This is a genomic window from Glycomyces buryatensis (assembly GCF_004912275.1).
Taxonomy (GTDB): Bacteria; Actinomycetota; Actinomycetes; order Mycobacteriales; family Micromonosporaceae; genus Glycomyces; species Glycomyces buryatensis.
The window spans coordinates 104532-129666 of the sequence record NZ_STGY01000025.1; the positions used below are offsets into that span (position 1 = coordinate 104532).

Annotated in this window: 21 protein-coding genes and 3 pseudogenes; 12 read left to right on the forward strand and 12 right to left on the reverse strand. The window is 69.9% G+C overall.

Translation table 11 applies throughout. The annotated features are described in order from the left end of the window. Positions 1–45: 45 nt before the first annotated feature. The gene (locus tag FAB82_RS06805) at positions 46–645 is read right to left on the reverse strand and encodes a hypothetical protein (RefSeq protein ID WP_136533792.1); all 600 of its coding nucleotides are present in this window, start codon (positions 643–645) and stop codon (positions 46–48) included. A 421-nt stretch (positions 646–1066) separates the two neighbouring features. Between FAB82_RS06805 and FAB82_RS06810 the strand changes: the two genes are divergently transcribed. The 4 genes from FAB82_RS06810 (at position 1067) to FAB82_RS06825 (ending at position 4735) form a co-directional block, all read left to right on the forward strand. Beyond that, the gene (locus FAB82_RS06810) at positions 1067–1438 is read left to right on the forward strand and encodes an ArsR/SmtB family transcription factor (RefSeq protein WP_136533793.1); all 372 of its coding nucleotides are present in this window, start codon (positions 1067–1069) and stop codon (positions 1436–1438) included. After that, positions 1435–2517 carry an ACR3 family arsenite efflux transporter gene (gene arsB, locus FAB82_RS06815; RefSeq protein WP_136533794.1) on the forward strand — a complete coding sequence of 361 codons (1083 nt, stop codon included), beginning with the start codon at positions 1435–1437 and terminating at the stop codon, positions 2515–2517. The genes FAB82_RS06810 and arsB overlap by 4 nt, the downstream gene beginning before the upstream one ends. Positions 2518–2573: 56 nt before the next feature. Then, positions 2574–2993, forward strand: a complete 420-nt coding sequence (locus FAB82_RS06820) for an arsenate reductase ArsC (protein WP_136533795.1) — start codon at positions 2574–2576, stop codon at positions 2991–2993. Between the two features lie 245 nt (positions 2994–3238). Continuing rightward, positions 3239–4735 (forward strand): SulP family inorganic anion transporter, encoded by a 1497-nt coding sequence (locus FAB82_RS06825; protein WP_136533796.1) that lies wholly within the window; start codon positions 3239–3241, stop codon positions 4733–4735. Positions 4736–4775: 40 nt separating this feature from the next. Here FAB82_RS06825 and FAB82_RS06830 read toward each other — a convergent pair whose 3' ends face one another. Then, the gene (locus FAB82_RS06830; protein ID WP_136533871.1) at positions 4776–5204 is read right to left on the reverse strand and encodes a MerR family transcriptional regulator; all 429 of its coding nucleotides are present in this window, start codon (positions 5202–5204) and stop codon (positions 4776–4778) included. A gap of 199 nt (positions 5205–5403) precedes the next feature. After that, a complete protein-coding gene (locus FAB82_RS06835; protein ID WP_136533797.1) occupies positions 5404–6006 on the reverse strand; it encodes a superoxide dismutase in 603 nt (200 codons plus the stop codon). 214 nt (positions 6007–6220) lie between these two features. Here FAB82_RS06835 and FAB82_RS06840 point away from each other — a divergent pair, with 214 nt between their 5' ends. Then, positions 6221–6670: a hypothetical protein gene (locus FAB82_RS06840; RefSeq protein WP_136533798.1), complete on the forward strand. Its 450-nt coding sequence runs from the start codon at positions 6221–6223 to the stop codon at positions 6668–6670. Between the two features lie 69 nt (positions 6671–6739). Beyond that, a complete protein-coding gene (locus FAB82_RS06845) occupies positions 6740–8254 on the forward strand; it encodes a multicopper oxidase family protein (protein ID WP_136533799.1) in 1515 nt (504 codons plus the stop codon). Between the two features lie 85 nt (positions 8255–8339). Here the strand turns inward: FAB82_RS06845 and FAB82_RS06850 are convergent, their stop codons facing one another. From FAB82_RS06850 to FAB82_RS06885, 7 genes and pseudogenes are all read right to left on the reverse strand, one after another. Next, positions 8340–9674 carry a cellulase family glycosylhydrolase gene (locus FAB82_RS06850; protein WP_211116422.1) on the reverse strand — a complete coding sequence of 445 codons (1335 nt, stop codon included), beginning with the start codon at positions 9672–9674 and terminating at the stop codon, positions 8340–8342. A 325-nt stretch (positions 9675–9999) separates the two neighbouring features. Then, complete coding sequence (locus FAB82_RS06855; RefSeq protein WP_168801454.1) at positions 10000–10947, reverse strand: alpha/beta fold hydrolase; 948 nt, start codon at positions 10945–10947, stop codon at positions 10000–10002. 143 nt (positions 10948–11090) lie between these two features. After that, a complete protein-coding gene (locus tag FAB82_RS27870; RefSeq protein ID WP_246039474.1) occupies positions 11091–12845 on the reverse strand; it encodes an ABC transporter ATP-binding protein in 1755 nt (584 codons plus the stop codon). Further along, positions 12845–13642, reverse strand: coding sequence for an ATP-binding cassette domain-containing protein (locus FAB82_RS27875; RefSeq protein WP_136533803.1), 798 nt, complete (start codon positions 13640–13642; stop codon positions 12845–12847). Before FAB82_RS27875 ends, FAB82_RS27870 begins: the two co-directional genes overlap by 1 nt. Positions 13643–13657: 15 nt before the next feature. Then, positions 13658–13831: pseudogene (locus FAB82_RS28790) on the reverse strand (ABC transporter transmembrane domain-containing protein); the annotation flags it as partial. A 100-nt stretch (positions 13832–13931) separates the two neighbouring features. After that, positions 13932–14891, reverse strand: a pseudogene (locus tag FAB82_RS28795) (ABC transporter transmembrane domain-containing protein); the annotation flags it as partial. A 120-nt stretch (positions 14892–15011) separates the two neighbouring features. Continuing rightward, the gene (locus FAB82_RS06885) at positions 15012–16784 is read right to left on the reverse strand and encodes a thioredoxin domain-containing protein (RefSeq protein ID WP_136533804.1); all 1773 of its coding nucleotides are present in this window, start codon (positions 16782–16784) and stop codon (positions 15012–15014) included. A gap of 269 nt (positions 16785–17053) precedes the next feature. Between FAB82_RS06885 and FAB82_RS28800 the strand changes: the two are divergent. Next, positions 17054–17536, forward strand: a pseudogene (locus FAB82_RS28800) (DUF998 domain-containing protein); the annotation flags it as partial. Between the two features lie 69 nt (positions 17537–17605). Here the strand turns inward: FAB82_RS28800 and FAB82_RS27890 are convergent. Both FAB82_RS27890 and phoH2 read right to left on the reverse strand, forming a co-directional pair. Next, entirely contained in the window at positions 17606–18298 is a 693-nt protein-coding gene (locus FAB82_RS27890) for an aggregation-promoting factor C-terminal-like domain-containing protein (protein WP_246039477.1), read from the reverse strand. A 66-nt stretch (positions 18299–18364) separates the two neighbouring features. Further along, positions 18365–19675 (reverse strand): RNA 5'-3' helicase PhoH2, encoded by a 1311-nt coding sequence (phoH2, locus tag FAB82_RS06895; RefSeq protein WP_342799438.1) that lies wholly within the window; start codon positions 19673–19675, stop codon positions 18365–18367. Positions 19676–19940: 265 nt separating this feature from the next. Between phoH2 and FAB82_RS06900 the strand changes: the two genes are divergently transcribed. The 5 genes from FAB82_RS06900 (at position 19941) to FAB82_RS06920 (ending at position 24945) form a co-directional block, all read left to right on the forward strand. Further along, on the forward strand, positions 19941–20207 hold the full coding sequence (locus FAB82_RS06900; protein ID WP_211116423.1) for a hypothetical protein: 267 nt from the start codon (positions 19941–19943) through the stop codon (positions 20205–20207). A gap of 14 nt (positions 20208–20221) precedes the next feature. Continuing rightward, positions 20222–21007 (forward strand): hypothetical protein, encoded by a 786-nt coding sequence (locus tag FAB82_RS06905; protein WP_136533808.1) that lies wholly within the window; start codon positions 20222–20224, stop codon positions 21005–21007. 3 nt (positions 21008–21010) lie between these two features. Next, complete coding sequence (locus tag FAB82_RS06910; protein WP_136533809.1) at positions 21011–23608, forward strand: FtsK/SpoIIIE domain-containing protein; 2598 nt, start codon at positions 21011–21013, stop codon at positions 23606–23608. Positions 23609–23635: 27 nt separating this feature from the next. Further along, positions 23636–24307, forward strand: a complete 672-nt coding sequence (locus FAB82_RS06915; protein ID WP_136533810.1) for a hypothetical protein — start codon at positions 23636–23638, stop codon at positions 24305–24307. An 80-nt stretch (positions 24308–24387) separates the two neighbouring features. Next, entirely contained in the window at positions 24388–24945 is a 558-nt protein-coding gene (locus FAB82_RS06920; RefSeq protein WP_136533811.1) for a hypothetical protein, read from the forward strand. Positions 24946–25135: the final 190 nt, after the last annotated feature.

The following is a 25135-nucleotide window of genomic DNA, read 5'->3' on the forward strand; positions in this document are numbered from 1 at the left end:
AGGTAGCGGGCGGCGTGGAAGCCGTTCTCGGGCGTCCTTGTCGCGTCAGGCGAACCCTTCGACATCGCATACCTTCCACTCGCCGTCTTCCTCGACGACGGTCAGGATCGTGATGATGTCGCCGGGCCTCGACTCCTTCTCCCAGATGTAGTCGTAGGTCGGCTCCTGGTCGAGCAGGAATATCGCCACCTCGGTGTCGCCGTTGTACTCGCGCGAGGTCACGAAGATGTTCGAGACGGTGTAGTCGTCGTCCCTCGCCTCGTGTGCTTCGGCGTCCTGCAGGTCCGCGGTGACGACAGATGACGGGTTCGCGCACGTGCGGGGTTCGAGCGCGTCGAGGTCGTCATTGATTCGCGCTTCGAACCAGAGCGTCGCCGCACCTTCTCGGCTGTCCAGATCGACTTCTTCCGTGGTCGAGTATTCCAGCGCCGGTCCTGGTTCGTCGCTTCCCGACTCCGCCGGGTCGGCGGCCAGCGGTTCGGGAGCGGGCTCGGCCAATTCGCCGGGGAGCACCGTGATGCCGAGGAACCCCATGGCGCCGAGGATCGCCAAGACGCTGATGGTGACCACGAGCATTGCGGCCTGGTCCCAGGTCATTCGCCGGGACCGGGCGGGCTGACGGGTGGGACTGGGGCGATCGGTCATGCGGTTTCGGCCTTCTTCGTTCCGGACGTTGACGGGTGGACCGAGGACGCGGTGCCGCCGCACGGCGTCATGAGGGCACGCATGGCACCGAATCCCCTTCGGTGGTTGGAAACCTTCCGTTCAGGGCGAGGTTATGACACCCGATCCTTCTTCAAATATTGTCCATTAAGCACTTCCACTACCGCTGGAACCGCCATCGCGACTGGTCACGGACGGTATGCGGCCGCATTGTCGCCGATAGCCTCGCGTGAGAGGCGGCCGCCGAGCCGCCGGTATCCCGCCGGTGCCCTGCCGCCCGATCCGGCCGATCTGACCACGACTCGCCCGGCCGCGTGGTCGGTCGGGGCTTCGACGTGAGCCGTGATCTGGATTACCAGGGGTCGGCTTGCCGTCTTGCTTTCATGTCGGTCAAAATAAACGTATGTCGAAGCAACCTGGTCGCGAGCCGATCGCGCTGACCCTGGCGGACTGCCGCACCCCGCTGATCAAAGAGCCCTTGAACGCCGATCAGGCCGAGCGGCTCGCCCCGTCGTTCAAGGCCCTCGGCGACCCGATCCGGCTGCGCCTGCTCTCCCTCATCGCGTCCCACGCGGGCGGGGAGGCGTGCGTCTGCGACCTGACCGAAGGATTCGACGTGTCCGCGCCGACGATCTCCCACCACCTCAAGGTGCTCAAGGAGATCGGCCTGGTCACCTCCGAGCGCCGCGGCACCTGGGTCTACTACCGCGCCGCGCCCGCCGCGCTCGACCTGCTCTCCACGGTCCTGTCGGTCCCGCAGGAGGCCGGCGTATGACCGCCACCGCCACGGCCGCCCCGACCGCGATGGGCGGCAGGCTCTCCACCCTCGACAAGTACCTGCCGGTGTGGATCGGCGCCGCGATGGTCGCCGGCATCGCGCTCGGCCAGTGGGTGCCCGGAGTCGGCAAGGTGCTCAACGCGGTCCAGATCGGCGGGATCAGCCTGCCGATCGCGGCGGGCCTGCTGCTTATGATGTACCCGGTCCTGGCGAAGGTCCGCTACGACAAGCTCGACTCGGTCACCGCGGACAAGCGGCTACTGGTCTCCTCGATCGTCCTCAACTGGCTCATCGGCCCGGCGCTGATGTTCGCCCTCGCCTGGATCTTCCTGCCCGATCTCCCCGCGTTCCGGACCGGACTCATCATCGTCGGCCTGGCCCGCTGCATCGCGATGGTCATCATCTGGAACGACCTCGCCTGCGGCGACCGGGAAGCGGCCGCGGTCCTCGTCGCGTTGAACTCGGTCTTCCAGGTGATCGCCTTCGGCGCGCTCGGCTGGCTCTACCTCGACGCGCTCCCCAGGTGGCTCGGCCTGGACTCGACCGGCCTGGAAGTCTCCGGTTGGGAGATCGCGCTCAATGTCGCCGTGTTCCTCGGCGTGCCGCTCGCCGCGGGCTACCTGACCCGCCGCGTCGGCGAGCGCCGCAAGGGCAGGGACTGGTACGAGTCGAAGTTCCTCCCGAAGATCGGCCCGTTCGCGCTCTACGGACTGCTGTTCACCATCGTGGTCCTCTTCGCCCTGCAAGGCGAGGCGATCCTCGGTCAGCCGATGGACGTCGTCCGGATCGCGATCCCACTGCTCGCCTACTTCGCGATCATGTGGGCCGGCTCCTTCGCCTTCGGCAAGGCCGTGGGATTGAACTACGAACGCACCACCACGCTCGCGTTCACCGCCGCGGGCAATAACTTCGAACTGGCCATCGCCGTCGCGATCGCGACCTTCGGGGCGGCCTCGGGCCAGGCCCTCGCGGGCGTGGTCGGCCCGCTCATCGAGGTCCCGGTCCTGGTGGGCCTGGTCTACGTGAGCCTGTGGGCCCGCCGCCTCTTCCGCACTCCCGCAGCCAAAGTCGCCTGATCATGTCCACCGACCACCGTCCAGAGCAAAGGCCCTACTCACAAAGGAAGCCCACCATGTCCGAGAAGCCGTCCGTCCTCTTCGTCTGCGTCCACAATGCCGGACGCTCGCAGATGGCCGCCGGGTGGCTGGCCCACCTCGCCGCCGGCCGCGTCGAGGTCCGTTCCGCCGGGTCCGCCCCGGCCGACCAGGTGAACCCGGCCGCGGTCGAGGCGATGAGGGAGGTCGGGATCGACATCTCGGCCGAATCGCCGAAGATCCTGACCTACGACGCGGTCGAGGCCTCCGACGTGTGCATCACCATGGGCTGCGGCGACGCCTGCCCCGTCTTCCCCGGGAAGCGCTACCTGGACTGGAAGCTCGACGACCCCGCCGGGCAGGGCGTCGAGGCCGTCCGCCCCATCCGCGACGAGATCAAGACCCGCATCGAGGGACTGATCGCCGAACTCTTCCCCGAAGACGACGGAAAGGCCTGAGCAGCGAGAACCTCGGTGACCGCGATCGGCTCGTCAAGCGGCTCAACCCGGCTTGAGGATCGGGCCTTCCGGGCGTTCGTTATGTGGGCGGTGAACTCTTCCGTGGCGTCATTGTTAGACGGCACACCACCAGACACGATGAGCGCCGATACTCTCCGGTTGCACAGTAGTATCGGTGAGGTCTTCCGGCACCGTCCCAACGCCGTCTCGGTGCGCCCTCGCCCGCTTACCGTGAACGGTGTTGCATGCCTCTTGCCGCCCAGCTGCGCTCTGCGCGCGGCCGATTCGTCCTGCCCAGGCCGCTCGTGCCCTTCCTGCGAATTGAATTGCTCGCCGGTCTGCTGGTCGCCCTCGCGCTGATCCCCGAGGCGATCGCGTTCTCGATCATCGCGGGCGTCGATCCGCGCGTCGGACTGTTCGCGTCGTTCGTCATGGCCTGCTCGATCGCCTTCCTCGGCGGACGCCCGGCCATGATCTCGGCCGCGACCGGCGCGATGGCCCTGGTCGTCGCCCCGCTGGTCGCCTCGCACGGTGTCGGGTACTTGATCGCGGCCACCGTCCTCGCGGGCCTGATCCAGGTCGTCCTGGCGTTCACCGGCGTCGCCAAGCTGATGCGGTTCATTCCCCGCAGCGTCCTCACCGGGTTCATCAACGCGCTCGCGATCCTGATCTTCATGGCGCAGATTCCGCACTTCTGGGGCGCGAACTGGATGGTGTGGGCCCTGATCGGCTCCGGACTCGCCGTCATCTGGGGCCTGCCCCTGGTCTTCAAGGCCGTCCCCTCGCCGCTGGTCGCCATCGTCGGCCTCACCGTGGTGACGGTGGCCTTCGGGATCGCGGTGCCGAACGTCGGCGACATGGGCGAACTGCCTTCGGGCCTGCCGTTCCTCGCCCTGCCGGACGTCCCGTTCAACCTGGACACGCTCTCCGTCATCGCGCCGTACGCCCTGGGGCTCGCGGCGGTCGGCCTGCTCGAGTCGCTCATGACCGCCAAGGTCGTCGACGACGCCACCGACACCCGCTCCAATAAGACCCGCGAGGCCGCCGGCCAGGGCATCGGCAATGTGCTGGTCGGGTTCTTCGGCGGCATGGCCGGATGCGCGATGATCGGCCAGACCATGATCAACGTCAAGGCCGGGGCGCGTTCGCGCCTCTCGACCTTCTCGGCCGGGATCTTCCTGCTGATCCTCATCGTCGTCCTCGGCGGCGTGGTCGCGCAGATCCCCATGGCCGCGCTGGTCGCGGTCATGATCTTCGTGTCCGCGGTGACCTTCGACTGGCACTCCATCCGACCCAAGACCCTGAAGAAGATGCCGGTCTCCGAGACCATCGTCATGGTCGTCACCGTCGCGGCGACCGTCGCGACCCACAACCTCGCCATCGGCGTCGGTGCGGGTGTCATCGTCGCGATGGTCGCCTTCGCCCGCAAGGTCGCGCACGTCGTGGAGGTCACCAGCGTCACCGACCCCGACGGCTCGACCGAGGTCTACGCCGTCACCGGCCAGTTGTTCTTCGCCTCCAGCAATGACCTCGTGCATTTCTTCGACTACGACGGCGACCCCGACAAGATCGTCATCGACCTGTCCGACGCCCACGTGTGGGACGCCTCCACCGTCTCCGCGCTGGATGCGATCGAGGAGAAGTACGCCGCCCGAGGCAAGACCGTCGAGTTCGTCGGCCTCAACCGGCCCAGCGCCGAACTGCACGGGGAGCTCTCGGGGAACCTCACCTCGGCGCACTGAGGGGCCGAAGGCGCGGACGGAGCGACCGCACCGGGTCCGGTCAGGACTTGGGTGCGGTGTCCTCGCCGGCGGGTTCGAGCGCGGTGATCCGGTCGGCCACGTCGGCGGCGAACTCCTCGGCGCCGACCAGCTGCTCCCGCATCAGCGCGCAGCGGGCGCGGGCGATCGCATGGAACGCGGCCAGGGATGAACGCAGCACGGCGGCCTCGTCGGGACCGACGTCATCGGCGCCTGCGCGGTCGAGGGCGGCGAGCAGGTCCCGGATCTGGTCGAGCGAGAGATCGAGGGGCTTGAGCTTGCGGATCAGCCACAGGCGGCGCACATCGGCCTCGGTGTAGAGCCGGAACCGGCCCTGGCTGCGCTCGGAGGGCACGACCAGGCCGACCTCCTCGTAGTAGCGAATCGTCCGCAGACTCAAAGACGTCCGCTCGGCCACCTCGCCGATCTGCATGTACTCGTCGCCGTCCATTCCCACCCCGCCCTCTGCGTCCTGGACTGCCACCCTACCGGCCGGTTTTCGTCGGCGCGGATGAGCGCGGGCGCAGGCGACGGGCCCGACCGCGCGTGCATCGCGCGGCCGGGCCCTGTGGAATCACCCCACCCGAAGGCTGAGGCTCATGGGAGGCGATCGGCGTCTCCCACGTCTGCGTCGACGCGTGGCGCGTCGGTCATGCCGCCTTGGCCGCCTCGTATCGGGCGGCGACGTCCTGCCAGTTGACGACCTCCCACATCGCCTTCACGAAGTCGGGGCGGACGTTCTTGTATTGGAGGTAGTACGCGTGCTCCCAGGCGTCGAAGGCGAGCAGCGGCACCGAGGACTGGGCGACGTTCCCGTGGTGGTCGTAGACCTGCTCCACGATGAGGCGCCCCGACGTCGGTTCGTAGGAGAGGACGCCCCAGCCCGAACCCTGGACGAGGGTGGTCGCGGCAGAGAGCTGCCCGTGGAAGCCCTCGAAGGAGCCGAAGTACTCGTTGATCGCGTCGGCCAGGTCGCCCTCGGGCCGGTCGCCGCCGTCCGGGCTCATGTTCTCCCAGTAGAGGGAGTGGAGAACGTGGCCGGAGACATTGAACGCGAGGGTCTTCTCCAGGCCTACGATCCCGCCGAAGTCGCCCTTGTCGCGCGCCTCCGCGATCCGCTCCAGGGTGTCGTTGGCGCCCTTGACATACGCGGCGTGGTGCTTGTCGTGGTGCAGTTCGAGGATATGGCCGTTGATGTGCGGCTCCAGCGAGCCGTAATCGTAGGGCAGGTCCGGGAGCGTGTAGACGGTCATCGTGGGCGGTCCCCCTTGGTGGTGCGGCGGTGCAGTGCTTATTGCCAGAAGCTTACTATTGCAAGTGTCTTGCAATAGAAGGACCCAGGGGTTCGCGTTTCGCTCATGAATACCCCTATAGGGTACGATCATGCGGTGTGACGGCGAGTCGCCGTGGCCAATGTCGTTGAGCGAGTACCGAAGTGCTCGTCCCGCCCGCGGATTGGAGGACGCCGTGCTTCGCATGCTGCTGCGCCTCGCCTCCGTTGCCGTACTGGCGGTGGGCATCATCGCGATGCACGCGTTCGGGCATCCGGGCGGGCACGGCGAGGGGCACGGGCATATTGCGGCCGTGATCGCGGTGGAGGGGCCCGACGTTTCCGGGCCCGCGACGGCGCACGGCGCCGGGCATTCGGCGATGGGGGCGCACGCGATGCCCGTCGAACCGGTCGACGTCGATCCGGAACCGGTGCCGCTCATGTCGTTTTTGAGCGTCATGGTCTGCGGGGCGATCCTGGTCGGGCTCTCACTGAAGTTCCTGCGCGCCTTCTGGTCACGCCTGCCGGCGTTCGTGTTGCGGCCCGTCCCGGCGGCCCCCGCGAATCCTCGGCGGTGGGCGCTCCCTCCACCTGAACTGCCGCCGACCGGCCTGCGTCTCAATCGGATCGCGGTGCTGCGGATTTAGATTCGGCCCCCGCCAGGGGATAAGCCGCCGAATCCATTCGCAAACCGTGAACCGAAAGGTCCTTTCATCATGCGTGCTCTGACACGTCGCTCCGTGCTGCGCTCCGGCGCCGTCGCGATCCCCTTCGCCGCCCTCGCGGCCTGCTCCGAAGACCAGGAGCCGAAACCGTCCTTCGTCGGCCCCGACTCCGAGCGGGTCGCCGCCGCCGAGGCCGCCCGCAATCCCGGTGCCGTCCGGGAAATCACGCTCAATGCCGTTGCCGCCGAGGTCGATCTCGGCGGGTTGATCGTCCCCACCTGGACCTACGGCGGCACCGTTCCCGGTGCTCCGATCCGCGTCGCCAAGGGCGAGCAGATCAAGGCGACCCTCGTCAACGACCTGCCCGCGGCCACCACCGTCCACTGGCACGGCCTCCAGCTGCGCTGCGACGCCGACGGGGTCCCCGACCTCACCCAGGCGCCGGTCGAGCCCGGCGAGACCTACACCTACCGGTTCACCGCCGCCGATTCCGGGACCCACTGGTTCCACCCGCACATGGGCACCCAGCTCGACCGGGGCCTGTACGCGCCGCTCATCGTGGAGGACCCGGACGAGGCCGCCGAGTGGGACCTGGAGTGGACGGTGGTGCTCGACGACTGGATGGACGGCGTCACCGGTACGCCCGACGACGTGCTCGCCGCGCTCGCCGCCGGGATGGACATGGAAGGCGAGGGATCCCAAGGCGGGCACGACGGCCACGGTCAGGCGCCGACCGCCGACGACTTCCTGCTCCACGGCGCCGAATCCGAGCTCCTCGGTCCGGACGCGGGCGACGTCAGGTATCCGCACCACCTGGTCAACGGCCGCATCGCGGACGACCCGGAGGTGTTCGAGGCCGAACCCGGCGCGAGGGTGCGGCTGCGGATCATCAACGCCGGAGCCGATACCGCCTACCGCGTCGCCCTGTCGGGGCATAAGTTCACCGTCACCCACACCGACGGGTTCGCGTGCGAGCAGGCCGAGGCCGACGCGATCCTCATCGGCATGGGCGAGCGCTACGACGCGATCGTGACGCTCCAAGACGGCGCCTTCGCGCTCGTGGCCGAGGCCGAGGGCAAGCAGGCCCGCGGCCGGGCGCTGGTGCGCACCGGTTCGGGCGAGGCCCCGGCGGCCGACTTCGCCCCCGCCGAACTCACCGGGCACGTGCTCTCCTACGCAGAGATCGTCCCGGCCGAGACGACCGCTTTGGAAGCGCGGGAACCGGACCGGGTGATCGACCTGGAACTGACCGGCGGGATGGCGGCGTTCGACTGGGCCATCAACGGCCGACCGCACGACCTCGGCAATCCCTATCCGATCGAGGAGGGCGAGCGGGTCCGGCTGCGGTTCGTCAACGGCGACGAGATGTGGCACCCGATGCACCTGCACGGGCACTCCTTCGCGCTCGCCGAGACCGGGCTGCGCAAGGACACCGCGATCGTGCTGCCCGGCGAGACCGTCGAGGTCGACTTCGACGCGGTCAACCCCGGCACGTGGATGCTCCACTGCCACAACCTCTACCACGGGGAAGTCGGCATGATGGCCGCCATCGGCTACCTGGATTAGAGGACCGAACGACAGTGTCCGGCCCCATTGGCGGGGCCGGACACCTACTGCATGTTCTCAGTTGCGGAACTTGCGCTGCCGCTGCTTACGCGGCCGAGCAGGTCACCCCCGGCGTCGCGGTCGCGGAGGTCGCGATGAAGCCGAAGACCTGGCGGGTCTCACCCGAGGAGACCTTGGCGTTCCAGCCGACGCTGGTGGCGGTCACGGTGCTGCCCGATTGGGTCAGTTCCGTGTTCCAGGACGAGCTGACGGTCTGGCTTCCCGGCCAGGTCCACTGGAGCGTCCAGTCGTCGATGGCGTCGGAGTCGGCGGTGACGCTGACATTGCCCTGCCAGCCCGAACCCCATGAGTTGGACACCGTGATCTCGGCCGAGCAGTCGCCCTCGGGCGGCGTGGTCGGGTCGTCCGGCGAGGTGGGATCGTCGGGGCTGGTCGGGTCGGTGCCGTCATCGAAGATGCTGGCGCGTTCGGCGGTGGCGCCGATGCCATAGGGGCCGTTGAACACCCGCTCGCCCCAGGGCGTCAGCTGGTTCGGGTCGAAATTGAGGGTCTGGTCGTGGGTTTGGCCGTTATTGCCCGACCAGGACCAGGAGATCCAGCCGATCCCGCGGGCCTCGGCCTCGGACTCGATCGTGGTGGTCGTGTCCTCGCCGAACTCGCCGATGATGAGCGGCAGGCCCTTGGCCTCGAACGCGTCGAAGTAGTCGATGACGGCCTGCGGCTGGGCGTAGACGCTGTACATGTGGACCGAGAGCAGGGTGTTGGCCTGCGGGTCCGCGTCGAAGATGTTCTGCGCGGCGGCGCCGTCGCGCATGGTGTTGGTCCAGTCCTGGCCCCAGTTCGGCGCGTCGATGACCAGCGTGTGCTCGAAGCCGAGGCTCCGCATCCGCTGCACGGCCGCCGTCGCCGCCGGCTCCCAGCCGGAGACATTGTCGTTGCCCCAGGCCTCGTTGCCGATATTGATGAGGACGTACGCCTCTTCGCCCTCGAGGACGTCCTGGATGCTCGCCCAGTAGTCCACCGCCTGGTCGAGCGAGGCCGCGTTCGGCGCGTACTGGTCGCCGTACCCGGTGGTGTCGTGCACTTCGAGGACGCACACGACCTGGTTGGCCTTGCACTCGTCGATGAGCGCGGCGACGCTCGACGCCGGAGTCGGGCCCCACTGCTGGCCCGAGCCGAGGACGACGCGGATGGTGTTGGCGCCCTTCGCGCTCATGTCGCTGATCGATTCGTTCTGGCCCTGGTACCACTCGTACGGGTGGGTGGAGCCGCGCATGATGAATACGTTGCCGTTGGCGTCGACCAGGTCGTTGCCGACGATGTGGAAGCCGTTCGCCTGTGCCTGTGCCGGTGTGAGGTACAGGAATCCGGCTACGGCGAGTGCGGCCGCTGTGAGTGCGGCCAGTAGAAGTCTTCGCACTGAACGGCGCGAGCGTATGCGGGCTGGCGTTGTCATAACGCTGCCTTTCACAAGAGGGGAGGCCCGACTCAAGACGCCGCAGAGCGCCTGGGGACGGACCTGCAAACGATTGTTCTACCCAACCACATATAGGTAAGCATCGATTTTTTGTTTTGGCAATCACCAGGAGCAACTTAACTTGTCAAGTGTCCGAAAAGGGATGATCAAGCTCGATTACCTTGGGGCAGAACAAGGCGGTCAAAGCAAGGGTGACGGACCGACGAACCCGGAAGGCCGGTTCCCGTTGGGAGAACCGGCCTTCCGGGTTCTGGACGCGGCGGCCGGTTCAGGTCAGGGCCGGGACGCGGCTCTGGTTCAGGTACTCGACGGCGCCGTCATAGGGGCCGTCGTAGGGCCCGTCATTGAGGCCGTCGCGGTGCAGGCCCGCGAGCGGCTCGGTGGCGAAGAAGCGGGTCATGAGGTCGACCAGTTCGCGGGGGCGTTCGAGGTGCAGCAGGTGGTCGGCGCGGGGCATGACGGTGAACCAGCTGTCGCGGCACGTCAGCGCGAGCTCGCGGCACAGCTCCGGCGGCGTCAGCGTGTCGTGGGCGCCGACGGCGAACAGGGCCGGGACGACCGGGGAGAGCGAGGTGTCGATGAGGTCGCGTTCGAGCAGGCGGCGGGTGTTGGCGACGAACTTGGCGAGCTCGTCCTCGCTGACGCCTTCGAAGCGGCGGGACAGGATGCGCCGCACCACGGCAGCCGAGGCGATGTCGATGCCGGGATCGGCGCACATGAGCATCTCGACGGCGGCCGGACCGAACCGCTCCCGGACGCCCGAGAGCGCCAGGTCGATCGCGCCCTGCATGCCCGGCCGGGCCTCGTCGGGGATGGTGCTCATCGTCCCGGCCAGGACCATCCGGGCGATCCGGTCGGGCGCGGTCTGCGCCAGCCGGTAGGCGATCGCGGTGCCGTACGAGCCGGCGAAGACATTGGCGCGCCGCACCCCCAGGTCGTCGAGCAGGTGCCGCAGCGCATCGGCCAGCAGGTCGGGGCCGTGTTCGGCCGCCAGCAGGTCGGCCTCGCCCCAGCCGGGCAGGTCGGGGCAGATGACGTCGGCGGCCTCCAGCATCCCCTGCTCCAGCCGGCCCCAGTCCTCCTTGCGCTGCATGGCCCCGCCGATGAGCACCACCGGGTCGAGCCGTGCTGCCGGCGAGCGGGTCAGCCGCGAGTAATAGCGGAAGCCTTTCCAGTGGTGCGCATGGACAGTGGACTGGAGGCGCGTGCTTGCCATCGAGGGCTCCCCGTTCGAGCTTTCAACCATTGGTACGGGGAGCCACTTTAATGCCGAAAACGCGAATTTCTGGTATTTTGTAGCGCGGCTGTTGATATGTCCGTCTTTCGGGTTGGGTTGCGCGTCCGAAGCTCGAACGACGCTCAGGCGGCGACGCCCTTCCACACGCTCCACAGGCTCGCGTACACCCCTTCGGCCGCAAGCAGTTCGTGGTGCGTGCCCGCCTCGGCGATGCGGCCCTCGCGGACCACCGCGATCCGGTCGGCCGCCTCCGCCGCTTGAAGCTGGTGCGCGATCGCGATGACGGTGCGCCCGCCCAGAGCGGCGGCCAGCGACGCCTCCACGTTCCCCGCGCTGCCGGGATCGATCCCGGCCGTGGCCTCGTCCAGGATGACCACGTCCGGGTCGGCCAGGATGACGCGCGCCAGCGCCAACTGCTGCGCCTCGGCGATCGTGACCTCGCGGTATTCGTCCCCAAGCGCGGTGTCGAGCCCGTCGGGCAGGTCGCACGCCCAGCGCGCGTCGACCTGGTCCAGCGCGTTCAGCAGCTGCTCGTCGCCCGCCTCCGGCGCGGCCAGGTTCAGGTTCTCGCGCAGCGTCGCCGTGAACACGTAATGCTCCTGGGTCACCAGGACCACCTTGCGGCGCAGCACTTCCAGCGGGATATCGGCGACCGGGACCCCGCCGAGCATCACCGAACCGGTGCGGGGCCGGTCGATCCCCGCGATGAGCCGCGCGATCGTCGACTTGCCCGCCCCCGACGGGCCCACGACCACCAGCCGCTCGCCCGGCCGCGGGTGCAGGCTCAGGCCGTGCAGGACATCCGGGCCGTCGCCGTAGCCGAAGGTGACGTCGTCCAGGCGCACCTCGGCGCCCGAAGGAGCCGCCTCGCGCACCTCGTCGGGCATCAGGTGGACGCCCTCGACGCGGGCCAGCGCCGCCCCGCCCATCTGGAACTCGCTGAGCGACATCATGGACCGGAACACCGGACCGTCCAGGCGCAGCGTCAGCATCGCGACGGCCACGACCTCGCCGATCGTGACCCACCCTTCCAGGTACCAGAGCCCGCCCACGATCGTCACGACCACCGTCGGGATCAGGAACGTCAGGTCCGTGGCAGGGAAGAACCAGGTCTGCAGGCGGATGATGCCCTTGAGGCGGTCCAGGTGCGTCGCGGCCCGCCCGTGGCCGGCGCCCCGGCGCTCGTCCTGCATCCGGTAGGCCGCGATGGTCTGCGCCCCGGCGGCCGAGGCCGTCAGCGTCTCGGCGATCTCGCTCATCGCCGCCCGCTCGGAGATGAACACCGGACTGGCCAGGCGCGCGTAGCGGCGAGCGGCGAACACCAGGGCCGGCACGCCGACCAGGAACAGCAGGCCCAGCAGCGGGCTGACCACGAACGCGGCCACCGTGATCACGATGAGCTCGATGAGGGAGACCGCCACCTCCGGGCCGGTCTTGCGCAGTAGCTCGGCCACGGCCCCGACGTCACCGGAGGTCCGCGTAGCCAGGTCGCCGGTCCCGGCCCGCTCCACCGTGCCCAGCGGCAGCCGCATGACGCGCTCGACGAACGACTCGCGCAGCCGCGCCGCCGCCCGCTCGCCCAGCCGGTAGCCGAAGAGACGACCGGTGCGCATCAGGACCAGCTGCGCCACCACGCAACCGAAGATCGCTCCGCACACCAGGTCGACGCGCGAGGCCGTCCAACCGGTCCCGATGCCGTCGATGACCGCGCCGAGCATGACCGGCAGGGCCGCACCCGCCCCGGCCGCCGCCACATACAGGGCGAGGACCGCGCAGAACGCGGCCTTGTCGTCGAGCACGAGCCGGCCGATCGCCCGCAGCATGGCGGAGCGGTCGGCGATCGGCAGCCGGTGACCGGACTGGCTTTGAGCGGTCATCAGGACTCCTGTCGGGAGGTGAGGGCGCGGTACTCGCGGTCGAGCGAGAGCTCGGCGTGCGTTCCGGCGGCACGGACCTTGCCTTCCCACATCCATACGACGCGGTCGGCGCGGGCCAACCACAGCGGCGAGGCGGTGACGACGGCGGTGGCGCGACCCGCCCGGGCGGCCGCGACCCGCTCGGCGATGAGGGACTCGGTGTGGGCGTCGACGGCGGAGGTCGGCTCGACCGCCAGCAGCGCCTCGGACTCGGCGGCGAGCGCGCGGGCCAGGCGCAGCCGCTGGCGCTGGCCGCCGGAGAGGTTGCGGCCGCCGTTGGTGATCTCGGCGTCGAGGTCGGAGCCGAGACTGGAGTAGACGTCGGCGGCGCAGGCGGTCTCGATGGCGGCGAGGGCGGCCTCGGGGTCGCCCCGGAGGGTCTCGCCGAGGGTCTGGGCGAAGAGGTAGTCCTCGCCCAGCAGCAGGACGCGCTCGCGGATCTCGGTGAGGGCGATCTCGCCGAGGGGCTCGGAACCCCAGGTGGCCTGGGAGTCCTTGTATCGGGCGAGGCGTTCGAGGGCGTCGGCCGCCGGCCTGCCCTCGGCGCTGACGACGACGGTGAGGCGGCCCGGTTCGATTTGCAGCCCGGTCTCGGCGTCGGCGAGGGCGCCCGAGGCGCCGGTGGCGTCGCCGGTCTCGTCGATGTCGGTGCGGGTGGCGAAGAACGCGGTGAGGCGGCGGGCGGAGACGCGGGCGGCGATGACGGCCTGCGCCATGCCGATCATGGCGCCGGCGTGGGCGCCCAGAAGCGTGGTCATACCGAAGGCGGCCGAGAGTTCCCCGACGGAGATGGTGCCGGTCAGCGCGAGTCGGGCGCCGACCCAGGTGATCGCGGCGATGAGTGCGAGCGGCAGGGCGTTGCGCAGGCCCTGGACCCAGGAGTCGGCGGTGGCGACGGCGTAGCCGGCCTGGCGCAGGTCGGTCGAGGAGTCGCGGTAGCGCGAGGCGAACTGGGCCTCGCGCTACCGCGACTCCTCGACCGACCTCGCCGCCGATGCCGCGCAGGACCCGCAGGCCGCCGACGACGTCGGCGGCCTGGCTGGTGAGGGTGGCGACCGAGGATCGGTAGCGGATCTGGTGGCCCTGGAGGCGCCCGAGCGAGGGTCCCACGAGGAAGCCGATGACGATGACGCCGATGGCGGCGGTGAGTCCGAGCGCCGGTTCGGTGTTCCACAGGATGCCGCCGCCGACGCCGAGCATGACCACGCCCATCCACCCGAACCCGAGCTGGAAGATGAACGAACCGGTCTTGTGGGCGTCCTCGGTCGACAGGTTGACCATCTCGCCGGGCGAGATGGCGCCGCGCACGCCGGTGCCGGCCCGGTTGAGGTGGTCGGTGAGGTGCTCGACGGTGCTGACGCGGGCATGGGACTCGGCCATGAACAGAGCCCGGTATCCGATCACGAACACCCATGAGCTGGAGAAGGCGATGATGCCCAGCGCGATCGACCAGGGGAGCAGCAGGCTGGTGTCGCGCGCGAGGAGGACTTCGTCGACGATCTTGGAGATCGCCCACGGCAGGAGGACCCAGGCGGTGCCGGCGAGGCTCAGAAAGATGAACCCGAGCGCGACCCGGCCGGTCTGCGCCTTCGCCACCTGGAGCAGGTAGCGGAGTGGGGCGGTGGGGATATCGGGCGGCGACAGGGGTTGGGGGCGGGGCGGTTTCGGGTTCACAACCATCAAACGTAAGTGCCGCCTCCGACAGCGGCAATCGCATTTCCCCGGAACGCCCGTGTGATGATCGACCCAAAATCTAGCCGCGCGGCTAGGAGTTTCAGAGTTTGGTGCGAGTGGACCGCTGGATGCGGTCCACTCGCGTATTCCTCGCGAGGTGTGGCTGTAGGAGCCGGGCGCGGGTGCACCCGCGCCCGGACTTTCCTCTACGGGGGCGGCTCCCGGGATACCCAATGTCTTACCGCCGGTCCTACAGCCAACGTCTCCTCGCTCTCCTCCGACCTCCGGCGAAGAGACGTTTTTGCTATCTACCATCACAGGCCCGGCCAACATTTCCAACAAAAACTTTCCCCCTGTGGATAACTCCCACCCGCAAATGGTCCTACCCCAGGTAACGCAGCATTCGGCGTGAAGATGCGACCTATTTCTCGCCTGTGGATAACTTCCGGACGGTCAGTGACTCTGCGCCCGTACCAGCGCTTCGGCCGCCGCGTGGAGGCCCGAGGTGAACCTCGGGTTCGCGCCCATCGCCGGTTCGGCGCGGGCCACAGCTCGCCAGGCGTCGTCCTTATAGGTCTCGTCGCCGGTCACCTGGTATGCCTCCAGCAGCGCCGCCGCCGCTAGGGCCCAGCCCGAGGCCGTCGGGCCGTCGTGCACGTCCGCCGGGCGCGTCACCAGGGCCTCGGCGTCCTCGGCTGTGTCGAAGAATCCGCCTTCGCCGTCGGTGAAGCGCTCGCGGATCTGCTCCAGGAGCGCCGTCGCCCGCTCCGTCCACCTTCCACCCAGGCGCAGGAATCCCAGCGCCACCGCCGCGTAGTCCTCCAGGATCCCCGGCGCCTCCGAGGCGACCCCGCTCAGTGACGCCCGCGCCAGCCGCCCCTGGGCGTCAAGGTGGATGCGCGCCAGCACGTCCGCCGCCTGCTCGGCCGCCAGGAGCGAATCCCGGTGGCCGGTGCGGGAGGCGTACTCGGCCAGCGCCGCGATCGTCAGCCCGTTCCAGGCCGCCACGACCTTGTCGTCGCGGCCCGGCTGCTCGCGCTTCGATCGCGCCGCCAGCAGCCGGTGCCGCACCGCCGCCATTCGCGGCCCGTCATCGGGGTTCTGAGGGAGCAGCAGCACGTTCGCGCCGTGCTCGAAGTTCGGCCGCGCCGGGTCGAGCCCGAACGCCGAGGCCGCCCACATCGCGTCGTCCACGCCGAGTACCTCGGTCAGCTCCTGCGGCGTCCACACGTACGTCAGGCCCTCGACTCCGCCGGTGTCGGCGTCGAATGCCGCCGCGAAGGCGCCCTCGCCGGTCGTGAAGTGCTCCAACAGGAACCACGCCGTCTCGTCGGCCACGCGCGCGAACAGCTCGCCCTCGCCGTACAGCCGCGAGTACAGCCACAGCAGCTCGGCATTGTCGTACAGCATCTTCTCGAAGTGCGGGACCGTCCACGCCTCGTCCACGCTGTACCGCGCGAAACCGCCGGCCAGCTGGTCGTAGATGCCGCCGCGCGCCATTCGTTCGGCGGTCAGCTTGACGTGGTCGAGCGCGGCCTCGTCGCCGGTGCGGACGTAGTAGTCGCACAGGAATCGCAGGGAGGGGACGCTCGGGAACTTCGGGGCCGTCCCGAAGCCGCCGTTCACCCGGTCGGCCGAGGAGAGCAGCGACGCGGCCGCCCGGTCGAGCAGTTCGGTGCGGATCGGCGGCGCGGGCGGGCAGGGGCCGTCTAGCGGGCAGGCGATGGTGACGTCGGCGAACGCGGGCCCGCCGCCCGCGGCGGCCTCGACGATGGCCGCGCCCTGGCGCCCGAGTTCGGCCCGCTGCTCGGTCCAGGCGGTGTGGACGGCGTCGAGCAGGCGCAGGAAATGCGTCTTGGGGAAGTAGGTCCCGGCGAAGAACGGGGTGCCGTCGGGGAAGGCGAACACCGTCATCGGCCAGCCGCCCTGCCCGGTGATCGCCATGGTCGCCTGCATGTAGACCGCGTCGAGGTCGGGCCGTTCCTCGCGGTCGATCTTGATCGCCGTGAACCGGTCGTTCATCGAGGCCGCGACGGTCGGGTCCTCGAACGACTCGTGCGCCATCACGTGGCACCAGTGGCAGGTCGAATAGCCGACGCTCAGCAGCAGCGGGACGTCGCGCCGCTCGGCCTCGGCGAGCGCCTCGGGGCCCCACTGCCACCAGTCGACGGGATTGTCGGCGTGCTGGCGTAGGTACGGGGACATCGCCCCGGCGAGACGGTTCATGCCTCCAGCGTGTCACATCGCGGGCAGGCGGGAGCGCGGTCCGCGGGCTGGGGAAACGGCGGGTACCGACACCGGGATGGTAGGGCTGGCTGTACCTAGGGGTGGGGGCCTGCAAGGGGGTGGATTCGGGCGCCCGCGTCACTGCGCTCGCGAGCGTTTCCGACGAGTCTTTAGTCATGAGTTCACCAGCGCCCCTTGGCACTCCCGACAAGCTCCTGAATCGACTGACCGTCGCGGGCTTCGCCGCACTCGGCGTGGGTCTGGTCGCGATGGTCGTGCTCCACGCGACCTCCGGGCTCAACCCGCTGACGGCCGTGATCAGCCTGCATCTGTACACGCCGCTGGGTTGGCTGCTGCCGACCTCGTTGGGGCTGTTCGCCTCCGGCGCGTGCCTGTTCGCCTTCGCCTCGCGGCGCACGGCCGCACCGCGCTGGATCATGCCGGCGCTGCTGACGTGGGCGGGCTTCCTGACCCTGGTGGCGGTCTTTCCGACCGACCCTCCCGGACTTCCCGAGGTCTCGCTGATCTCGGCCATCCACCGCTACGCGGCGTTCTGCGCTTTCGTCACGCTCGCGGCGACGGGCTTGTGCTTCGACCGCTGGGCGAAGCGCAGCGAGGTGCCGGTCGCGGCGAATGCCCGCCGCACCGTGGTGGTGTGCAGCTGGATCGCGGTGAGCGCCTTGGTGATCTGCTCGGCGCCGTACGTGGCCGAGTGGTTCGGGGTACCGCGAGAGCCCGGCGCTTTCGCGGCCGGGCTCACTCAGCGGTTGACGGTCGGGTCCGAGGTCGTGACCTTGGCCGTCGTCGGTTTCTGGCTGCGGTCAGTACCAGCCCTGTTCCTCGGAAGCCGCCCAAGCACTGCACGGCTCTCCGTAGCGGCCTTCGATGTAGCCCAGGCCCCAGTTGATCTGGGTGACCGGGTTCGTCTCCCAGTCGTCGCCTTCGGTCGCCATCTTGGAGCCGGGGAGCGCCTGGGGAATGCCGTAGGCGCCGATGCCGTTGGCGGCCTTCTCGTTCCAGCCGGATTCGCGGTCCCACAGCAGCTCGAGGCAGGCGAACTGCTCGAGGTCGAAGCCGTGGTCGAGGGTGAGCGCGCAGCCGGTGGCCTTGTTCCCCGAGAACTCGTCGCAGCTGGACGGAATGTCAACTGACGTGGGGTTGGAGTTGGCCGCCGCTTCTTCTTCGGCGGCCTCTTCGGCTTCCTTGGCCTCTTCGGCCGCCTGCTCGGCGTCGTTGAGGCCTTGGGCCTTGTCCACCGCGTAGTCGGCGACGGCGTCGGCCTTGGTCGTGACGTCGGCACCCGCGGTCTCGCGGATGTAGTTGACGTGCTGGAAGCGGACCTCTTCGTACATGGCCTCGGCCTCGGCCTGCTGCTCTGCGGCGGCCTGGCTGGGGTGGTTGGCGTCTTCTTCCGCGGGGGTGTCGTTGATGGCGTAGACGGCGATGACCGCCCCCAACGCGAGGACGAGTACGGCAGCGAGTCTGGAGCCGTACCGGGTCAGCAGTGGGATCATCTCTCAACTCCTGTGTCGCGGGTGCTTATGGACACACCCGCGACACAGAATGCCAGAGTCTCTTCCTCAGCCTTCGAGCAGGTTGGTCACCATCTCCGCGATCTCCGAACGCTCACTGCGCGTAAGGGTCACATGCGCGAAGAGTGGGTGGCCCTTGAGCACGTCGATGACGGAGGCGACCCCGTCGTGGCGGCCGACCCGCAGGTTGTCGCGTTGCGCGACATCGTGGGTGAGCACCACTTTGGATCCCTGTCCGATTCGGGACAGCACCGTCAGCAGCACTCCGCGTTCGAGTGACTGCGCTTCATCGACGATGACGAACGCGTCGTGGAGGCTGCGCCCCCGGATGTGCGTCAGCGGCAGGACCTCGAGCATGCCGCGCTCGAGGATCTCGGAGACGACGACCTCGGTGGTGACCGCGCCGAGCGTGTCGAACACGGCCTGGCCCCACGGGCTCATCTTCTCGCCCTCGGTGCCGGGCAGGTAGCCCAGCTGCTGCCCGCCGACGGCGTACAGGGGCCGGAACACGATGACCTTCTTGTGGGTCTCGCGCTCCAGGACCTGTTCGAGTCCCGCGCACAGCGCCAGCGCCGACTTGCCGGTGCCGGCCTTGCCGCCCAGGGAGACGATGCCGATCTCGGGGTCGAGCAGCAGGTCGAGCGCGACCCGCTGTTCGGCCGAGCGCCCGTGGATGCCGAAGGCCTCCCGGCTGCGGATGAGCCGGACCTGTTTGTCGGCGGTGACGCGGGCGAGCGCCGAGCCGTTGTTGCCGCCCAGGACGAGCCCGGTGTGGCAGGGCAGGTCGGATTCGGGCGGCAGGTCGACGTCGTGGCCGTCATGGAGCGACTGCATGTCCTCATCGGACACGAACAGTTCGCTCATGCCCGACCAGGTGGGGTCGACGGCCTGGCCGTGGCGGTACTCCTCGGTGGAGATGCCGACGGCGGCGGCCTTGACGCGGAGCGGCACGTCCTTGGTGATGAGCACGGCTTTCGAGCCGTGTCCCTTGCCCGGCTTGGCTTCGGCCTCCTTGCCGAGGTTGTGGGCGACGGCGAGGATGCGGGAGTCGTTGGAGTCGACGGCGAACCCGGCGGGGAGCCGGGAGGTGTCGACGTGGTTGAGCTCTACGCGGAAGGTGCCCCCGGCGTCGCCGATCTCGATCGGCTGGTCCAGGCGTCCGTGCTTGATCCGAAGTTCATCGAGGCGCCTGAGGCATTCGCGGGCGAACCAGCCGAGTTCCGGGTGGTGCCGCTTGGCCTCGAGTTCGCTGATGACGACGAGGGGGATGACCACATGATGTTCGTCGAACCGTGAGAACGCTCCAGGATCCGATAGGAGAACCGAGGTATCGAGGACGTAGGTGCGCTGTGTTAGCACGGTCGCCTCCCGGGTGTCGATGTGTGGGGGACTTAGATGAGCGGTCGTCAATTGGGAAGGACCTGCGGACCTCCCCAATTGACGACCCCTCATCTGGCCCCGTTGGTACTCACACTGTAGTTGGGAGGTGTGTCACTTCGCCACCGTTAAATGCATTGAAACCATGACTCCAGGTCACGGGCATGTCGGGAATCCGACAAAGCAGACACGCTGTGCGATCGGTCAATCACGGAAAGTCGACGGGATTTCGGTGAGAATGAGAATCGTGTCAACCGTGAGCGTCGCCGAACTCAAGTCGGCCATCGCCGCCGCGCTCCAGCAGGTCCGCGACGGCCAGTCCGCCATCACCACTGCCAGCCAGAACATCGAAGCCGCCCAGGGAAGCCTCACCGCCGTCACCGCCGGGTCGGGCCACGACGCCGTCGCCACCGCCCAGGCCGCGCTCGCCCAGGCCGCCACCGAGCTCGAGCAGTCCCTCGCCGCCACCTTCGCCGCCGCCGAGCAGGCCGAAGCCTACGCCGCCACCCTCTAGAACGGAGACCCCTCTTGGACGTCGCCGCCCTCGCCGGCCACCTTCGCACCCTCGCCGCCGACTTCCCCTCGCCCGGGCTCGCCGCCGCCGACGCGCACCTGGAGGCCGCCCAGGCCGAGCTCAAAGATGCCGCCCGCGAATCGAACGCCGAGGTCGGCCTCCACCGGCTCGGCACCGCCCGCGAGAAACTCGCCGACGCGCGGAAGCGACTGGCCGACGCCGCCGGAGCCGTGGACGACTACCTCGACTCGATCGGCGCCGGAGCCGCCGCCTCGAGCTCCAGGGCGGCCCCGACCGGAACGGCACCGGCCGCACCCGCCCCGGTCGACCCGAAGCGCTGGTGGACCGACCAGATCAACGAACTGTGCGACCGCTCCGGCGACGCCGACCCCCAGAACGTCCCGCCCACCCGACTGTTCAACGACCTGCTGCGCTGCGCCGCCGACGGCAACGCCGACGGTTATCACAAGCGCCTGCGCGACGCCGGTCCCGGCGCCGGGGTGAAACTGCCCGGCCTGGCCTGGCCACTGGTGCGCACCCTTGCCGCCGAGCACCTGGGCCGCACTCCGGGCGGCGGCGACGTGGGCACCCTGCGCGACCGGTGCTCCGCGAAGGTCCGCTCCCTCGTGCCCCGCGCCGAACCCGACCACATCGCGGCCGCGCTGGCCTCCGCGTGCACCCTCGGCCCGCCGCCGCCCCAAGACGGCGAGGACCACGCCGCCGCGGCCCGCACCGCCGCGATCGGCCCGGCCCTGGTCGCCGCGCTCCACCGACTGGGTAAGACCGACCGGAAGGCCTGAACCATGAGCAGCTGGCGCCGACGACTGGTGGTCGCGATGGGCGACGAGCTCGGGAGGGCCCGGGCCGAGGCCCGCGCCCTCGCCGAGCACACCGCCGCCGCATCCGAGGCCGTGCGCGCCGAAGCGGACGCGCTCATCACCGGCTCCACCCGCAAGCAGGCCAAGCTCGGCGCCATCCACCGCCGCATGATCGAAACCCTGGAGGCCCGCCGGGAGAACGCCGTCGCCGCCAGTGTCCAAGCCGTTCGCGACGCCGCCGCCGCATGCGCCCCGGCCGCCGCCGGAACCGACTGGGCCAGTTGGGAACCCGCCTCCGGTCTCGGCCGCGGCGCCGCACCGCTGCTGCGGATCGGCCGCCTGGCAGGCGACGCCGACCTGCCCGCGCTCGTGCCGCTGCTCGACCGCGCCCACCTGTGCGTCGACGCGGGCGCCGCCGCCGCGCTCCCCGGACTCCTCCTGCGCGCCATCGGATCCGTCCCGGCCGGGCGCGTCCGCTGCCACGTCTACGACCCCGAACACCTCGGCGGGCCCCTGTCGGCCTTCGCGCCCCTCGGCAAGGCGGGCCTGCTGTCCTTCGTCGGACCCTCGGGCCTGCGCGAAACCCTCGACTCCCTGGTCGAAGAGGTCCGCCGCGTCAACGCCGACGTCCTCGCCGGCGAACACGCCTCCCTCGCCGAACTCGCCGCCGCCACCGGCCGCCGCCCCGAACCGTGGCGCGTCCTCGTCCTCCAGGGCGCGAGCCTGTCCGAATGGCACGCCCACGAGAAGGCCCAGCTCGCCCGCCTGCGCCGCACCGGCATCGCCGCCGGCGTCCACCTCGTCGTCGTCGGCGACCAGGTCGAAGACGTGCCCCGCCTCGAGACCGCTGGTTACTCCGGGCTCGGCGCTCCCGTCCGGCTCGACGCGGCGCCGCCCCTGCCGCTCATCACCGCCGCCGCCAAGTCCATCGCCGAGAAGCACAGCGCCGGAAGGGAACCGGCCCGCCTGGTCGACCTCCTCCCGCAGCGACTGTGGGCCGAGTCCTCCGCCACCGGACTGGAGGCCGCGCTCGGCGAACGCCCCACCGGCGAGATCGCCCGCGTCACGCTCGGCGACAACCCGCCCCACGCCCTCGTCGGCGGCCCGTCCGGCTCGGGCAAGACCAACCTGCTGTACGCCTGGATCGCCGCCCTCGCCTCCACCTACCACCCCGACGAACTCGCCCTCTACCTCCTCGACTTCAAAGAGGGCGTCTCCTTCGCGCGCTTCGCCGCCGGTAGACGGGACCCGTCGTGGCTGCCGCACGTGCGCCTCGTCGGCGTCAATATCAACGACGACCGCGAATTCGGGCTCGCCCTCCTGCGCCACCTCAAGGCCGAACTGCGCCGCCGCGCCGAGGCCGCCAAGGCCCACGAGGCCACCAAACTCGAAGAGCTCCGCGCCGCCGACCCCGCCGGCCACTGGCCCCGCATCGTCGCCGTCGTCGACGAATTCCAGGTCCTCCTCGAAGCCCGCGACGCCGTCACCGAAGAGGCCGTAGGGCTCCTCGAAGACCTCGCCCGCCGCGGCCGCAGCCAGGGCATTCATCTCGTCCTCGCCTCACAGGACATCGCCGGGATCGAAGCGCTGTGGGGCCGACCCAGCCTCGTCGCCCAGTTCACCCTCCGCATCGCCCTGCCCAAGGCCCGCCGCGTCCTCGCCGAGAACAACCACGCCGCCGACACCGTCCCCCGCTTCCACGCCATCGTCAACGACGAATCCGGGCACTCGGGCGCCAACAAATGCGTTGCTATACCCAACGCCGGCCACGCCGACGCCTGGGAACCGCTCCAAAAACGACTGTGGGAGGGCCGCCCCGCCGACAACGAACCACCCGCCCTCTTCGACGGCGACCACATCCCCGAACTCTCCGGCCGCACCCCGCGGCCGGAGACCGCGATCCTCGGCCAGACCATCGACCTCGGCGCCGCCGGCGCCGAACTCGCGCTCCACCGCGCGCCCGGCCGCAACCTCGCCATCCTCGGCACCCGCTCCGGCGAGGCCGCCGACATCCTCGCCGCCGCCGCACTCACCGCCGCCCGAGCCCAGCCCATCGCCGTCGACCTGTGCTGCCTCGAAACCGACGCCGCCTCCGGCGCGCTCAACCTCGCCGCCGCCCTCGAAGCCGAAGGCGCCCAAGTCAACTGGCACGACAGCCTGACCGACGCCTGCAAGGACTGGGAATCGCGCTGCGACGGCACCCTCCGCCTCGCCCTCTGGTACGCCGTCGACGCCGGCTCCGCCCGACTCGACGCCGCCGGACGAGAAGCCATGCGCGACATGCTCCTCAACGGCCCCGAACGGCACCTGCACACCCTCGGCTGGTGGCGGTCCGTGCCGCGCCTGCGCGAAGACCTCGGCGGATACGCCGCCCGCTTCGACGCCGTCGACGCCTGGCTCGCCCTCGACGTCCAAGGCCCCGAACTCGCCCCGCTCTCGCCCGCCTCCGGCGGGCCCGCCTGGTACCCGAGGCCGCGACGCGGCCTCTACTTCGACCGCGCCCGCCACCGCGCCCCGCAGGTCGTCATCCCCTATATGACGTGCGCCCACCTGCCGAACGCCGTCCTCGACAGCCTCGCCTAGCCAAGGCGCGCAACACCAAGGGGTGCCATGCCAGACAACTACACCGCCGCCGTCGAGACCTACCTGCGCGAACGCGCCGCCACCGCCGCCGAGATCGAAGCCGCCCACGACGCCTACCGCACCGAGACCGCCGACCTCGCGGGCACCGTCGCCGCTTCTCGCGCCCGCCGCGACGAGGCCAACCGCGCCGCCGTCGAAGCCTCCACACTGGTCGCCGAGACCGACAAGACCGTCGCCGTCCTCTGGAGGGCCCTCGGCGAATTCGTCGGCCACCGCCGCACCGGCCCCACCCCCCACGCCGCCCACTCGGGCCGCATCCCCACCGCCGCCGGCATCCGCGCCCGCCTCAAACGAGCCGACCGCCTCCTGAGCCTCGCCCGACGGGGTGAACTCCCCATCGAAGCGCCCCGTCACACCGAGATCACCGCCGCTGCCATCGGCGCCGCGGTCGGCGCACTCGCCGTCGCGGCCGCCGCCTGGATCCTCAGCACGGCAGCGGACGGATCCGGCGGAGTCGTCCGCGGGGCCTTCGCCGCCGCCACCCTCTTCGCGGGTATCGGCACCGGTCCCATCGTCCTGGGCGTCTGGCTGTCCTGGCAGTACCGGGTCCGGCCCCGGCCGGGCCAGATGCTCGCCTGCGTCGGTGCCGCCATCGTCTGCACCTGCGCGCTGGCGGGGGCGTTTCTCCGAAACATGTGAACACAGACTCAGGGGCATGTGAGTCCGGTTTGCCTCCATGCTGTACACAGGAGTCCTCGGAAACGTGAGGAGATCCGTCCATGGCACCAGGCATCGACGACACCGGCTCGTGGCATTACGGCCCCCTGCCGTCCACCGACGACGCCCCGGCCTGGATCTTCGGAATAGTGCCCGACGGGTGGATCGCCGGGATGCCCGAGGTGACCGCCGATCGCGACGAGATGATCGTCATCTGCCCGCTCCCGGCCCCGGACCACCCGGCCGACGCCACCGAGTCCGACAGGGCCGCAACCGAAGAGGGCCGCATCTCCCGCTTCCGCGAAGCCACCCGCGACATGCGCGTCCAGATCGCCCAGCAGCTCCAGTACCGCTACCACCGCCAGGCCTCCTGGGGCGCGCGCTGCGGGGCGACCACCATGGTCTTCACCCACCAGTCCCTGCCGGTCACCACCAGGCTCCGCCAGCCCGAGCGCCTCGTCCTGGACACCCTCGTCGGCTCCGGCGTCGCCGCCTCCCGCTCCGACGCCCTCGCCTGGTGCGTCCGGCTGGTCGAGCAGCACGCCCAGGACTGGCTCAAGGAGCTGCGCGAGGCCATGACGAGCGTGGACGACCTGCGCCGCCGCGGTCCGTCCGTCTGACGACGACCCGACCTGACGGCCCCTCCCGCTGAGCGCGAACGTGCCCGGCGCCATGCGCGCCCGTTAAAAGGCCCGGTAGACCAGCCACGCCGCGAGCAGAATCGCGACCGGAATCGCCAGCGCGATGATCCAGACCTTGGCGCGGCCACTGCGGGCGTTCGATTCGGTTTCGCGGTGTGACATCGGTGCC

What these genes read in the sequence shown, in the direction of transcription:
- FAB82_RS06805 (WP_136533792.1), bottom strand. Translation starts at nt 645, where the DNA reads ATGACCGATCGCCCCAGTCCCACCCGTCAGCCCGCCCGGTCCCGGCGA.
- FAB82_RS06810 (WP_136533793.1), top strand. Translation starts at nt 1,067, where the DNA reads ATGTCGAAGCAACCTGGTCGCGAGCCGATCGCGCTGACCCTGGCGGAC.
- arsB (WP_136533794.1), top strand. Translation starts at nt 1,435, where the DNA reads ATGACCGCCACCGCCACGGCCGCCCCGACCGCGATGGGCGGCAGGCTC.
- FAB82_RS06820 (WP_136533795.1), top strand. Translation starts at nt 2,574, where the DNA reads ATGTCCGAGAAGCCGTCCGTCCTCTTCGTCTGCGTCCACAATGCCGGA.
- FAB82_RS06825 (WP_136533796.1), top strand. Translation starts at nt 3,239, where the DNA reads ATGCCTCTTGCCGCCCAGCTGCGCTCTGCGCGCGGCCGATTCGTCCTG.
- FAB82_RS06830 (WP_136533871.1), bottom strand. Translation starts at nt 5,204, where the DNA reads ATGGACGGCGACGAGTACATGCAGATCGGCGAGGTGGCCGAGCGGACG.
- FAB82_RS06835 (WP_136533797.1), bottom strand. Translation starts at nt 6,006, where the DNA reads ATGACCGTCTACACGCTCCCGGACCTGCCCTACGATTACGGCTCGCTG.
- FAB82_RS06845 (WP_136533799.1), top strand. Translation starts at nt 6,740, where the DNA reads ATGCGTGCTCTGACACGTCGCTCCGTGCTGCGCTCCGGCGCCGTCGCG.
- FAB82_RS06855 (WP_168801454.1), bottom strand. Translation starts at nt 10,947, where the DNA reads ATGGCAAGCACGCGCCTCCAGTCCACTGTCCATGCGCACCACTGGAAA.
- FAB82_RS27870 (WP_246039474.1), bottom strand. Translation starts at nt 12,845, where the DNA reads ATGACCGCTCAAAGCCAGTCCGGTCACCGGCTGCCGATCGCCGACCGC.
- FAB82_RS27875 (WP_136533803.1), bottom strand. Translation starts at nt 13,642, where the DNA reads ATGACCACGCTTCTGGGCGCCCACGCCGGCGCCATGATCGGCATGGCG.
- FAB82_RS06885 (WP_136533804.1), bottom strand. Translation starts at nt 16,784, where the DNA reads ATGAACCGTCTCGCCGGGGCGATGTCCCCGTACCTACGCCAGCACGCC.
- FAB82_RS27890 (WP_246039477.1), bottom strand. Translation starts at nt 18,298, where the DNA reads ATGATCCCACTGCTGACCCGGTACGGCTCCAGACTCGCTGCCGTACTC.
- FAB82_RS06910 (WP_136533809.1), top strand. Translation starts at nt 21,011, where the DNA reads ATGAGCAGCTGGCGCCGACGACTGGTGGTCGCGATGGGCGACGAGCTC.
- FAB82_RS06915 (WP_136533810.1), top strand. Translation starts at nt 23,636, where the DNA reads ATGCCAGACAACTACACCGCCGCCGTCGAGACCTACCTGCGCGAACGC.
- FAB82_RS06920 (WP_136533811.1), top strand. Translation starts at nt 24,388, where the DNA reads ATGGCACCAGGCATCGACGACACCGGCTCGTGGCATTACGGCCCCCTG.